Source organism: Gordonibacter urolithinfaciens (assembly GCF_900199375.1).
In the GTDB taxonomy this organism is placed as follows: Bacteria; Actinomycetota; Coriobacteriia; order Coriobacteriales; family Eggerthellaceae; genus Gordonibacter; species Gordonibacter urolithinfaciens.
Genome location: NZ_LT900217.1, coordinates 3,221,597 through 3,234,159, shown reverse-complemented (window position 1 = coordinate 3,234,159; position 12,563 = coordinate 3,221,597). Strand labels below are relative to the sequence as shown.

Sequence of the window (12,563 nt, the reverse complement as noted above, 5' to 3'; positions counted from 1 at the left end):
CATAGGCGCTTTGCGCAAGGAGGAACGCATGCTCGACTTGAACCGCACCATGTTCTACAAGACGGAGTTCGATATCTTGGCGCTGAAGGGGCAAGACGCCCTCTGGTCCGTCGTCCTGAAGATCCGCGGATGGATCGCCGACAAGGCGCGCAGATCGTCGTACCGCTTCCCTTGCGACAACGCCACCTGGACCTCCCTCAAGAACGGGACTCGTGCCAAGGCCGAGGGGGCGGACGTGGAGATGTACTCGTCGCTCCATATCGAAGAGGGCGTGTACACATGGGCATGCCGGTTTGCGGAGAACGTCGATCTCAAGGACGGCAGCGCTCCCCGCCAGTGGCTCACCGAGGTCGGGTTCAAGGGACGCAGCCTCGAGGAGAGCACCTTCTCCCTCGTTTTGTCGTATAGCGACCGGGCGGGCTTCATCGGCCCTCTGCAGGCCGTGCCGGGCCGCAGCATCCCGAAGCTCGTCGACTACCTCCTGAAAGACGACGCGCTGGACTGCACCGTGTCGGGCATCAATGTCAAGTCCGGCCCCGTCGAAGTAGGGTCGGAGAACGCGCAGGAGATGCTCGGCATCATCGCGAACACCGACCGCGGCATACCCGTCGTGTTCGCCAGCCCGGGCACTCTCGGGCAACCGCTCGTCGACCCGCACGAACTCCACCGGGCGCTGGGACCGAACGCGTTGGTGTGCTACGCAATGGGCCTCCAAGCAGCAGAGGCAATGAACAGCCTGCTCGAGCCCCTACGCCTTGCCTGCTTCGGTGGCGCGGTCCGTGTCTACGCAACGCAGCCACGCGTAGACGAGCCCCTTGACCACGCGCGCCATCGGTTCGTCGCCGCTTCCGCCATCCGCGAGCACGGCGAGGACTACGTGGTCGACATGCTGAGACGCGCGCTCGCCCAAGACGTCCATTTCTGGCAGAGCATGCTGCGTGTCGACGACGTCAAGCACCTCAACCGGGAATCCGCGCGCGAACGACGCATCGCCGAGCTCAAGCGCCGCTTCCAGGACGAGGCCCTCGAGGAGATGCTGTCCACCGAGGAGGCAACCGAAGCCCTCAAGCAGGACAACGAGCTGATCAAGGAAGAGAACAACCAGCTCAGGGAGGAAGTTCACAACCTTCGGGCCCGTTGCCAAAGCTACGAGGCCGCCTTCGCCGGCGCCTCCGCGGCGGATGGCGAAGGGCGGCTTGCCGAGATCGTCCGCGCCGCAAGGCGCCTCCCCCCGGCCACGGCGACGGAAACCGCCCGACTCGCCGTTGCGGCGTTCCCCGACCGGATAGACTTCACGGAGCGCGGGTGGGACTCATGCGGCGAGTGCCGCACGGATCCCTCCGTCTTGTGGGCCGCTATCCACGACATGTGCACCATTCTGCACCCGCTCTATGCCGGCAGCGAGAGCGTGGACATAGCGCGCGAGTTCAACAGCCGCTCTACCTTCTCGCTGGCGCGCGGCGAGGGCCGCATGACCCGCAAGAGCCCTAAGACCATGGCATCGCGCAAAGACGATTACCAGGGGCGCGACATCTTCATCGAACCCCACGTCAAGTCGAGTACCGGGAACCAGAAGGACCCGAACTTCGTCCGCATCTACTTCGACTGGGACGAAGCCAGCGAAAAGCTGGTGGTGGGTGATTGCGGCGGGCACCTCGAGAACCACTCCACGCGGTCCGTGCGGTAAGGCCGCCTGTCGCACCACGGCGTGCGACAGGCGGCCTACCTTCACCGGGGCGTCCCCTCAGCGGTTCTCTATGCTGCCGATGTTCTTGAGCTCGATGCTGATGAGGCCGTTCGGGCCGCTCACGAACTCGATGAACTCGGGGTTCTCGCCGAGCTCCGCGGGGAAGGTGATGTCGATGCCCGTGTCGGTGCGTATCTTATGGCTCCTCGCCACGCGCTTGGCCACGTTCTTCTCCACCACCACGCGCTCGGGAAGGGCCTCCTCGGCAAGCGCCTCCTCGAAACGGCGCTGCAGGGGCTCGTCTTCGAACACCTCTTCGCCGAGATCCCACGGGGCCAGCTCGTCGGATTCGGCAGCGTTCTCCGCCACGTAGGCCTTCGCCTTCGAGAGCGCCACGGTCGAGTTGGCGCCGTACTCCTCGGCCACCTCCTCCACCAGGCGCGCCACCGTGTCGAACACCTCCTTGCTCGAAGCCTCCATAGAGCATTGCAGAAGGCCGTCGGGGATGAGCCAGCGCCGCTCGCCCGCGATCTCGCGTTCCTTGTCGCAGAACGACACGCCGAGCGTCTTGGACTCGACCACCGCGAACGACGCCACCTTCTGCGAGGGGTTCGGCAGGATGGCATGGTGGCGCGCCACGTCCACGCGCTGCGCGCCGCTCTCGCCGTAGCCCACCTCGTGCATGTAGGCTTGCCGGCTCTCCAGCAGCATGAACGCGAAGTAGCGCTTGCCGCGCGCCTCGTAGGCGGCAGCAGCCTCCTCGTCGTCCATCGCGCGCACCATGGTGTCGGGATCGTCCTCGAAGTCGAGCACCAGGAGGTCGGCCGACTCGGACTTCTCCATGCGCCCCAGCTCGCCGGCGATGAACTCGGCTACCTGGACGGACAGCCCCACGAAGTCGCGCTGCCCGCGGAAGTAGGCTCGCAGCTCCTCGGCGAAGAGGCTGTCCTCGGCGAACTCGCCGCGCTTGGCGTCCATGTTGCCGAGCGCCTTCTTCGCGTGGCTCGTCACGTAGCGCTTGGCGTTCTTGCTGGCCAGGTCCAGCTCCTCCTGGGCATACACGTTAACGCACGACACGAAGTCGAAGACGTGCAGGATGGCATGGTTTATCTTCATGAACGGCTTTCCTCTTTCTCTTCCATTTCCTCGAACCCCCACAGGCGCACCTCGGGCACGAGCTCCACGCCCGCGCTCTCGCGCACGCGCGCCTGCACGTCGGCGATGAGCCGCCGCACGTCGGCGGCCGTCGCGCCCCCGCGTTCACCACGAAGCCCGTGTGCTTCTCCGACACCTGGGCGCCGCCCACGCGGTATCCGCGCAGGCCCGCCTCCTGCACGAGCTGGCCCACGAAGCATCCTTCGGGGCGCTTGAACGTGCTGCCGGCGCTCGGCAGCTCGAGCGGCTGCTTCTCGGCGCGCCGGCGCGCCAGGTCGTCCATGCGCGCCTGGATGGCGGCCGGGTCGTCGCGGCGCAGGACCAGCGTGGCGGCCAGCACCACGTAGCCTGCCGCGCCCATCATGGAGTGCCGGTACGACCATTCCGCCCGTTCGGCGTCCACGTCCTCCACGCTGCCGTCGGGGGCCAGGCAGCGCACCGAGGTGCACACGTCCTTGAACTCGCCGCCGTAGGCGCCCGCGTTCATGATGGCGGCTCCCCCCACCGTGCCCGGGATGCCGCAGGCGAACTCGTAGCCCGCGAGCCCCGCCGCACACGCGGCGCGGGCGACGTCGGCGTTCGCGCACCCCGCCTGCGCGCGCACCGTCTCGCCGTCCACCTCGAGCGCCGCGAGGTTCTCGGCCAGGCGCACCACGATGCCGCGCACGCCCTCGTCGGCCGCCAGCACGTCGCTTCCCAGCCCCAGCACCCGGAAGCGCGCGCCCGCCCGGCGGCAGGCCGCCGCCACGGCGCGCACCTCGTCCTCGGTGCGCGGCTCCACGCAGCACTCGGCGGGGCCGCCGATGCGAAACGTCGTCATCTCCGCCAAGGGCGCGCCGCAATGCACGCCCTCCACGCCCACGATGCCGCGCAACTGCTCCAGGAGCGCTTCGTCCACCACCGCGCTCACCTCCTCCGGTTCAGCTCGTAGAGGCGCCGCAGGCCGCGCAGCGTGAGCGTGTCGTCGGCCCGCGCCTCGTGGCGCAGCAGCGCTGCCATGGCGGTCGCGTCCGCGCCCGTCACCACCACCGGCGCCTCGCAGCCGAGCTCGCTCAGCACCAGGTCCACCAGCCCGTCGATGCGCGCGACCTCGCCCATGACCACGCCGGCCTGCATGGCCTCGCGCGTGGACGTGCCGATGACGGACGCCGGCGCCTTCAGCTCCACACGCGGCAGGCGCGCGGCAGCCTGCGCGAGCGCCTTCGCGCCCAGCGCCAGCCCCGGCGCGATGATGCCGCCCACGAACGTGCCCTCGGCGTCCAGCACCTCGAAGTTCGTCGTCGTGCCCAGGTCCACCACCACGAGAGGCCCGCCGTAGTCGGCCAGTGCGGCCGCCAGGTCGGCTACGCGGTCGGGACCCACCTCGGCGGGGTCGCGGTAGCGCATCCTGATGCCCGTCTTCAGGCCGGGGCCCACCACGAGCGCCCGGCGCCCGCACTCCGCGTGCAGGGCCCGGGCCCACACGTCCACGAGGTCGGGCACGACGCACGAGAGGATGGCGTCGGCCGGCCGGCACGCCCCGGCTACGGCGGCCGCATCCCCCTTCCCGGCGCCCCTGCGGCGCGCGAGCGCATCGAGGAAGCCCGTCACCACGAGGCGCGCCTCGTCGGACGTGCACCGCTCCGGCGTGGTGGCCTCCCACGTTGCCACGAGCCCCCCGCCGTCGAACAGCCCCAGCCGCGTGACGGTGTTTCCCACGTCGACCGCCAGCAGGCCGCCGGCCCGCTCGCCGCCGACCGCCTCACGCGCATCCGTTCCCATGATGTCGCCTCGCCTTCCGCGCCTCGTGCGGCCGTCGGACCGCGCGCTGCGCCTTTTTTACCCAATACCGCGAAATTAACGATGTTCACCGTCGCTCGCCCCGATTATACTGTACCCGTCTCATCAGTAACCCGACTTCCCGAAGAGAGGGGAAGCGGATATACGAGAAGGAGCGGAACATGCAAGCCTTGAAGGGGCAACTGACCTTGCGCGGCGTCGCCATCGGGTGCGTCGGCTGCGCGATCATCACCGCGGCATCGGCCTACACGGCCCTCAAGATGGGGGCGCTTCCCTGGCCCATCATCTTCGCCGCCATCATCTCCCTGTTCTTCCTGAAAGCCCTCGGGCACACGAACCTGAACGAGGCGAACGTCACGCACACGGTCATGTCGGCCGGCGCCATGGTGGCGGGCGGGCTGGCTTTCACCATTCCCGGCGCCTGGATGCTCGGGCACGCCGCCGAGATCGACTGGTTCCAGATGCTGGCCGTGGCGCTGGCGGGCGTGGTGCTGGGCCTCGTGTGCACGGCCCTGCTGCGCCGGCACTTCATCGAGGACGCCGAGCTGGAGTACCCCATTGGCCAGGCGGCCGCGCAGACGCTCGTCGCGGGCGACTCCGGCGGCTCCACCGGCAAGAAGCTGTTCGGCGCCATGGGGCTGGCGGGCCTGTTCACGGCGCTGCGGGACGGGCTGGGCGCCATCCCCTCCCTGCTGTTCGGCAACGTGGCCCTGCCGGGCGTGGCGTTCGGAGTGTACCTCTCCCCCATGCTCCTGGCCGTGGGCTTCCTCGTGGGCACCGGCGCGGTGGCCGTATGGTTCGCCGGGGCGCTCATCGGCAACTTCGGCATCGTCGTGGGCGGCACGGCGGCGGGGCTCTGGGACGTGGCCGCGGCGCAGGGCATCGTATCGAGCCTGGGGATGGGCGTTATGATGGGCTGCGGCGTGGGCGTCATCGCGAAGAACATCCTGTCGAAGGCCGTCTCGCTCGTCAGGGACACGCGCGGCTCGGTGGCCGTGGCCCGCGTTGACGCCGCCTCGCCGGCCGCCGCCGACGAGGCGGCGGCGACGGCGGCCCCGGGCGCCCGCCATCGCCGCCGCCTCACCGCGGGACTCGCGGCGCTGGCCGTGGCCGCCGTGGCGCTGCTCGCGTGCTTCGCGCTGGGGCTCGGCGCGGTGCCGAGCGTCATCGTGGTGCTGCTCGCGTTCGTGACCTGCGCCATGAGCGCGCAGAGCGTGGGCCAGACCGGCATCGACCCCATGGAGATCTTCGGCCTCATCGTGCTCTTGGCCGTGGCCGCCCTCTCCGACGTGGCGCAGGTGCAGCTGTTCTTCGTGGCCGGCGTGGTGGCTGTGGCGTGCGGCCTGGCGGGCGACATCATGAACGACTTCAAGGCGGGGCACGTGCTGGGAACGGACCCGCGGGCGCAGTGGATCGGGCAGGCCGTGGGAGGCGTGCTGGGCGCCGTGGTGGCCGTGGCCGTCATGGCAGTGCTCCTGGCCGCCTACGGGCCCGACGCGTTCGGCCTGCAGGGCACGTTCGTCGCGGCGCAGGCATCCGTCGTGGCCACCATGGTGGCGGGCATCCCCTCGGTGCCGGCGTTCCTTGTCGGCCTGGCCGTCGGCTTCGCGCTCTACCTGCTGGGCGCGCCGGCCATGATGCTGGGCCTGGGCATCTACCTGCCGTTCTACATGTCCCTCACCGCGTTCCTCGGCGCCATGGCGAAGATGGCCTACGATGCCGTGTGTGCGCGTCGCCGCGCGAAGCTGCCGCCCGACGAGGCGGCCGCGCGGCTCAAGGCGCAGGACGAGACAGGGCTCGTGGTGGCAAGCGGCCTGCTGGGCGGCGAGTCGGTCGTGGGCGTGGTCATAGCCCTGGCCGCCGTCGCGGCCGGATTGGGGGCGTAAGGACGCCCCTCCCGCTGCAGGCGCCGGCCTGGGGAGGGCGGCTTCGTGGTACCATGGCGAGGACGGGCGCGGCGCGGGACGCGCATCGGCCGACCTCGCAACCGCCCGCCCCGCCCGACCCTCGGAGGTTTTCCCATGGAGCTCATCATCACCCTGTGCGCGGCGCTGTCCGCCGGCACGGTGTTCGGCGTCGTCGCCGGCGCGGCGAAGTACCGCCTGCACCGCAAGCGGAGCTATTCCGACAAGCAGGTGGCCGCCTACCAGCGCCTGTGGAAGAAGGGCTCCATCCTCTTGCGGTTCGCCACGGGCACCGTCCTCGCCCTCGGGCTCATCTGGTGCACAGGCTTCCTCGTCGTCGGCGCGCTCTACCCCGACCAGACCGATTACGCGAACAACATGGCGGAGCTCATCGTGTGCGTGCTCACCGTGGTGTCCATCATCTTCGCCTTCTACGAGTTCGTGCGCAGGAAGTAGCGCCGCGCGCGGATCGGGCACGAAGCGAAACGGGTGCGGAGGTTGGCGTGGCAAGACAGCGAGAAGCCCCCTCGTGCAGATTCGGCACGAGGGGGCTTCTCGCTGCTGGCTCGTTCCGGCAGCCGTCGGGCCGCCGGAACCTAGTTGAACTTGAATATCTTCTGGGCCATGCGGTAGCCGGTGATGCCGATCTTGCGGCCCAGCTCGGTGGGCAGGTTCGTGCCCATGTTCAGCACGCTGCGGCGGATGCGCCGGTAGACCTCGGGGTTCTTCTCCTTGAGGTAGTCCCAGATGCCCTCGCGCTTGTCCTCGGCCTCGTCGGTGCCTATCATGCGCAGGAAGATGGAGCAGATGCACATCATCATGGACAGGTAGTTCTCCATGTAGCGCTCCAGGCGCTTCTCGGGAACGGCGTCGGGCAGCTGCACGGCGTCGATCATGAGGCGCGTGACGCGCAGCTGCTGGTCGATGCGGCCCTTCATGACGCTCTCGTTCACGCTCTGGTCCTCGCGGCCTATGTAGTAGCGGTACATGTCCACGTCGCGGTAGTAGATGGTGCGCACGTGCGGCAGCGGCACGTACACGAAGATGTTGTCCACGTAGAACGTGTGCTTCGGCAGCTCCAGGCCCATGTCGCGCAGAAGCTCGGTGCGGTAGACCACCGAGTGCATGAGCAGGTACTGGCTCTGGCCGAAGTGCCCCACCTCGTCCCAGCCGAACTCGCGTCCCTCGGGGAACACGTTGCGGTAGTGCATGACGGTGCGCGAGCCCTCGGACACCTTCTCGTACACGTAGTTGCCGATCACGAGGTCGGTGGCGTCCTCCAGCTCGTTCTGGCGGCGCAGGTAGGCCATGATCTCGCGCATGGCGGCCTCGTCGAGCCAGTCGTCGGAATCCACCACCTTGAAGTAGCGCCCCGTGGCGTTCGCCAGGCCCGTGTTCACGGCCTGGCCGTGCCCGCCGTTCTCCTGGTGCACGGCCTTGACGATGCCGGGGTGCCGCTCCGCCCACGCATCGGCCTTGGCGGCGGTGTCGTCCTTCGTCGAGCCGTCGTCCACGATGATGATCTCTATGTCGTCGCCGCACTTCAAGATGGACTCGATGCACGCGTCCATGTAATCGGCCGAGTTGTAGCACGGCACGGCGAAGGAGATGGTCTTCACGGCGCTACCCCACCAGCTCGTCTGCCAGCGCCAGCGCGCGCCCGATGATGACGTCCATGTTGTAGTAGCGGTACTCGGCCAACCGGCCCAACGGGTGGAAGTTCGGCAGCGACTTCGTCAGCGCGCGGTAGCGCTCGTAGTGCGCGGCGTTCTCGTCGTTGATGATGGCGTAGTACGGCGTCTGCGTCTTGGGGTCGTCGTAGGAGTGGCTGTACTCCTTCATGATGGTGGTCTTGTCGGCCTCCTGGCCCGTGAGGTACTTGAACTCCGTGATGCGCGTGTAGTCCTCGGTCACGGTGAAGTTCACCGTGCCGCAGGGCAGCACGTGGTCGGCGTCGTGCGTCTCGTACACGAAGTCCAGGCTGCGGTACGGCAGGCGGCCGAAGCGCGACAGGAAGAGCTCGTCCAGCGGCCCGGTGTAGACGATGGGCCCCGTGAACGGGCGATCCTTGACGTTGATGGCGGACAGCGGAGCGTCCTCGTCGTCGCTTTCGAACTCCAGGTCGAACACGCTCTCCGCCTCCACGCCCAGGCACACCTGGATGTTCTCGTGGTCGAGCATGCGCTCGAACAGCGGGGTGTAGCCGTGCAGCGGCATGCCCTGGAAGGCGTCCTGGAAGTAGCGGTTGTCGCGCGACACGAACACGGGCACGCGCGCCGTGACGGAGGGGTCAACCTCCTCGGGCGTGAGGCCCCATTGCTTCTGCGTGTAGTAGAGGAACACGTTCTTGTAGACGAAGTCGGCGATCTCGGAGAGCTCCGGGTCGTCTTGGGCGCGCAGCTCGGTGATGGTCACCTTGCGCTCGTCGCCGAACGTGTCCACGAGCTTCTCCGTGAGGCGCGCGGCCTTCTCCTCGCCGAAGGCGATCTCCATGGAGTTCTTGTTGAACGGCACGGGCAGGTAGGTGCCGTACCAGTCGGCCAGCACCTCGTGCTGGTAGTCGCGCCATTCGGTGAAGCGGCGCACGTAGTCGAAGGCGCGCTCGTCGTTGGTGTGGAAGATGTGCGGCCCGTAGCGGTGCACGAGGATGCCGGCCTCGTCGGCCTCGTCGTACATGTTGCCGCCGATGTGCGGGCGCTTCTCCACCACGAGCACGCGCTTGCCGCCGCGCTCGGCCAGCTCGCGCGCCATGACGCCGCCCGCGAACCCGCTTCCCACGACGAGGGCGTCCACCTCGTCGATATCGACGTCCTTGAAATCGCAGTACTGCACACCCATGGGGCACCTTCCTTTAGTCTCTATACCAGCGGTAGGGCCTCTCCCGGCCCGAAGTATGCGCATATTGCACCGAGAAGCCAGTTTACCGAAAAACCCAGCCCGCGGGCACGCTATCATACAACCATCGTTTTTTTCGCATGCCTTCCGTCGTGCGAGCTTCGATCATATACGCGAAAGGATAGTGCCGATGAGTGCATTTCTTGATTCCATGCTGGCCCGCGCCAAGGGCGACCTGCAGACGATCGTGCTGCCCGAGGGCGACGACGAGCGCACGCTGCAGGCGGCCGAGCGCATCTTGGCCGAAGGGGTTGCGAACCTCGTCATCCTGGGCGATGCCGCGGCCATCGAGGCGAGCCCCTACGCGCTGGACGGCGCCCGCATCGTAGACGTGCGCACGGCCGCCGAGCGCGCCGAGTTCGCCGCCGCCCTCTACGAGCTGCGCCGCCACAAGGGCCTGACGCCCGAGCAGGCCGAGGCCCTCATGGACGACGTGCTGTACTTCGGCGTGATGATGGTGAAGCAGGGCTTGGCCGACGGCATGGTGGCCGGCGCCTGCCACGCCACGGGCGACGTGCTGCGCCCGAGCCTGCAGATACTCAAGACCGCGCCCGGCGTGAAGCTGGTCAGCTCGTTCTTCGTCATGTGCGTGCCCGACTGCGACTTGGGCGCGAACGGCACGTTCCTGTTCTCCGACTGCGGCCTGGAGGTGCAGCCCGACAGCGAGAGGCTGGCGCACATCGCCGTGAACTCCGCGAAGTCGTGGGAGACCCTCATGGGCGAGGAGGCCCGCGTGGCGCTGCTCTCGCATTCGACCCATGGCTCGGCCAAGAACGCCGACGCCGCCAAGGTGGTGGAGGCGACCGAGATCGCACGCGAGCTGGCGCCGGACCTGGCGTTGGACGGCGAGCTGCAGCTCGACGCGGCCATCATCGGCTCCGTGGGCGCGTCGAAGGCGCCCGGCTCCCCCGTGGCCGGCCGCGCGAACGTGCTCGTGTTCCCCGACCTGGACGCCGGCAACATCGGCTACAAGCTCGTGCAGCGCCTCGCCCGCGCCGAGGCGTACGGCCCCGTCACCCAGGGCATCGCCGCGCCGGTGAACGACCTGTCGCGCGGCTGCTCCGCCGATGACATCGTGGGCGTCATCGCCATCACCTGCGTGCAGGCCCAGGCGAAAGCCGCCGAATAGCGAAGCGCCTGCAGGCCGCCCCCGCCTATGCGCAAGGGGGCGGCCGAGCGCAGGGGATTTCCTGCTCCCCCGGACGGCCATGCACGGCATACCAAGGCGGCCCCGCGCGTTGCGCGGGGCCGCTCCAGGTTCTGGGCTCGCAGGAGAAAGCGCCCTACGCCAGCACCGGCTCCTCGTCGAACACGGTGCCTTCCACGCGCATCTGCTCGTGGACGATGTCGTAGGTGTCGCGCGCGATCATGTACTCCTCGTTCGTGGGGATGATGATGATCTTCACCTGCGAGGAGTCGGCCGATATCTCGCGCTCGAAGCCGCGCTGGCGGTTCTTCTCCTCGTCGAGGATGATGCCGAGCGGCTGCAGGCCGGTGAAGATCATGCGGCGCATCTTCTCGCAGTTCTCGCCCACGCCGGCCGTGAGCACGATGGCGTCCACGCCGCCCATGACGGCGATGTACTGGCCGATGTACTTCTTCACGGAGTTCGAGTACATGTCGTAGGCGAGCATGGCGCGCTCGTCGCCCTTCTCGGAGGCGTCACGCACGCTGCGCAGGTCGTTCGAGATGCCCGAGATGCCCAGCAGGCCCGACTTCTTGTTCATGAGGTCGTTCATCTCGGCGCCGGTCAGGTTCTCGTGCTCCATGACGAAGGGCACGATGGCCGGGTCGATGGCGCCGCAGCGCGTGCCCATCATGAGGCCGTCGAGCGGCGTGAGGCCCATGGACGTGTCCACGGCCACGCCGTGGTCGATGGCGCTGATGGAGCAGCCGTTGCCCAGGTGGCACGTGATGAGCTTGAGGTCCTCTATCGGCTCGTCGAGCACGGCGGCGGCGCGCTCGGAGATGTAGCGGTGGCTCGTGCCGTGCGCGCCGTACTTGCGGATGGCGTACTTCTCGTACAGCTCGTAGGGCAGCGGGTACATGTAGGCCTTCGGGGGCAGCGTCTGGAAGAACGACGTGTCGAACACGGCCACCATGGGCACGTCCGGCATGTGCTTCTGGCAGGCGTGGATGCCCATGAGGGCGGCGCCGTTGTGCAGCGGCGCGAGCTCGGCCAGCTCGTCTATCTTGTCGATGACGTCCTGGTCGATGAGCACCGAGCGGTCGAAGTACTTGCCGCCCTGCACGATGCGGTGCCCCACGGCGTCGATCTCGTCGAGCGAGTCGATGGCCTTCGCCGGGCCCGACGTGAGCGATTCCAGGACGAGCGCCATGGCGTCGTCGTGGTCGGACATCTTGGCGTCGATGACCTCCTCGTTCTTGTCGAGGCCGTGCTTGTGGAAGGCCTCCGCCGAGCCCACGCGCTCGCAGATGCCCTTCGCGAGCAGCTCGTGCTGCTCCACGTTCACCAGCTGGTACTTCAAGGAAGATGATCCTGCATTGATAACGAGAACGTTCAACGACCTGCCTCCTTTTGGGCTCAATTCCTGAAACAATTAGTTTAGGGAAGCACTGCGGTCGTTGAATGGATACGGCCCGTTCATTCGGCAAACGGCGCGCCGCTCACCGAAAAAGCGTGACAGGGGGACGGGGATATTGTCACATTCCGTGACGCATCACGACCAGGCATGACGAACGTGAATGTGACAATATCCCCGTCCCCCTGTCACGCCCCGTTGCCGCAGAGCTACTTCCGCGAAGGGTCGCCCGAGTTCATGGGGGCGCCGCCCAGCACGTGCACGTGCAGGTGGTGCACCGACTGCTGCGCGTCGTCGTTCGTGTTCACGATCACGCGGTAGCCGCTCTCGGCGATGCCCTTGATGTCGGCCACCTTGCGCACCATGTTGAACAGGTAGCCCAGCTCCTCGTCCGGCACGCCGTCGCCGATGTTGTCGTAGTGGTCCTTCGGCACGATGAGCGTGTGCACCGGCATCTGCGGGCTCACGTCCTCGAACGCGAGCACCCGCTCGTCCTCGTACACCTTCGTCGACGGGATCTCCCCCGCCACTATCTTGCAGAACAGGCAGTCTTCCTTGCGCATGGCGCCCTCTCCTTCCTTTCCGTGCGCCGCCCCGTCG

The 12,563-nt window shown here is 67.8% G+C and carries 11 protein-coding genes; 4 read left to right on the top strand and 7 right to left on the bottom strand.

Annotation, left to right across the window (positions count from 1 at the left end; genetic code table 11):
* Positions 1-28: 28 nt before the first annotated feature.
* Complete coding sequence (locus tag BN3560_RS13900; RefSeq protein ID WP_096228503.1) at positions 29-1,687, top strand: hypothetical protein; 1,659 nt, start codon at positions 29-31, stop codon at positions 1,685-1,687.
* 57 nt (positions 1,688-1,744) lie between these two features.
* Here BN3560_RS13900 and BN3560_RS13895 read toward each other — a convergent pair whose 3' ends face one another.
* From BN3560_RS13895 to BN3560_RS13885, 3 genes are read right to left on the bottom strand one after another with little or no spacing between them, the layout of a single operon-like run.
* The gene (locus BN3560_RS13895; protein WP_096228502.1) at positions 1,745-2,803 is read right to left on the bottom strand and encodes a nucleoid-associated protein; all 1,059 of its coding nucleotides are present in this window, start codon (positions 2,801-2,803) and stop codon (positions 1,745-1,747) included.
* Complete coding sequence (gene murB, locus BN3560_RS13890) at positions 2,751-3,740, bottom strand: UDP-N-acetylmuramate dehydrogenase (RefSeq protein WP_331712900.1); 990 nt, start codon at positions 3,738-3,740, stop codon at positions 2,751-2,753. The genes BN3560_RS13895 and murB overlap by 53 nt, the downstream gene beginning before the upstream one ends.
* Before the next feature lie 8 nt (positions 3,741-3,748).
* Entirely contained in the window at positions 3,749-4,603 is an 855-nt protein-coding gene (locus tag BN3560_RS13885) for a type III pantothenate kinase (RefSeq protein ID WP_096228501.1), read from the bottom strand.
* 179 nt (positions 4,604-4,782) lie between these two features.
* Between BN3560_RS13885 and BN3560_RS13880 the strand changes: the two genes are divergently transcribed.
* Together BN3560_RS13880 and BN3560_RS14575 are read left to right on the top strand one after the other, a co-directional pair.
* Positions 4,783-6,507, top strand: coding sequence for an OPT/YSL family transporter (locus BN3560_RS13880; RefSeq protein ID WP_096228500.1), 1,725 nt, complete (start codon positions 4,783-4,785; stop codon positions 6,505-6,507).
* Positions 6,508-6,642: 135 nt separating this feature from the next.
* Positions 6,643-6,981, top strand: a complete 339-nt coding sequence (locus BN3560_RS14575; protein WP_015538811.1) for a hypothetical protein — start codon at positions 6,643-6,645, stop codon at positions 6,979-6,981.
* Between the two features lie 140 nt (positions 6,982-7,121).
* On the opposite strand, the gene BN3560_RS13870 is transcribed toward BN3560_RS14575, so the two are convergent.
* Together BN3560_RS13870 and glf are read right to left on the bottom strand one after the other, a co-directional pair.
* On the bottom strand, positions 7,122-8,144 hold the full coding sequence (locus BN3560_RS13870) for a glycosyltransferase family 2 protein (protein ID WP_096228499.1): 1,023 nt from the start codon (positions 8,142-8,144) through the stop codon (positions 7,122-7,124).
* Between the two features lie 4 nt (positions 8,145-8,148).
* Positions 8,149-9,363 carry a UDP-galactopyranose mutase gene (gene glf, locus BN3560_RS13865; protein ID WP_096228498.1) on the bottom strand — a complete coding sequence of 405 codons (1,215 nt, stop codon included), beginning with the start codon at positions 9,361-9,363 and terminating at the stop codon, positions 8,149-8,151.
* 187 nt (positions 9,364-9,550) lie between these two features.
* Between glf and pta the strand changes: the two genes are divergently transcribed.
* Positions 9,551-10,549, top strand: a complete 999-nt coding sequence (pta, locus tag BN3560_RS13860) for a phosphate acetyltransferase (protein WP_096228497.1) — start codon at positions 9,551-9,553, stop codon at positions 10,547-10,549.
* A 154-nt stretch (positions 10,550-10,703) separates the two neighbouring features.
* Here the strand turns inward: pta and BN3560_RS13855 are convergent, their stop codons facing one another.
* Together BN3560_RS13855 and BN3560_RS13850 are read right to left on the bottom strand one after the other, a co-directional pair.
* On the bottom strand, positions 10,704-11,945 hold the full coding sequence (locus tag BN3560_RS13855) for an acetate/propionate family kinase (RefSeq protein ID WP_096228496.1): 1,242 nt from the start codon (positions 11,943-11,945) through the stop codon (positions 10,704-10,706).
* A gap of 227 nt (positions 11,946-12,172) precedes the next feature.
* Positions 12,173-12,526 carry a histidine triad nucleotide-binding protein gene (locus tag BN3560_RS13850; protein ID WP_096228495.1) on the bottom strand — a complete coding sequence of 118 codons (354 nt, stop codon included), beginning with the start codon at positions 12,524-12,526 and terminating at the stop codon, positions 12,173-12,175.
* Positions 12,527-12,563 lie beyond the last annotated feature (37 nt).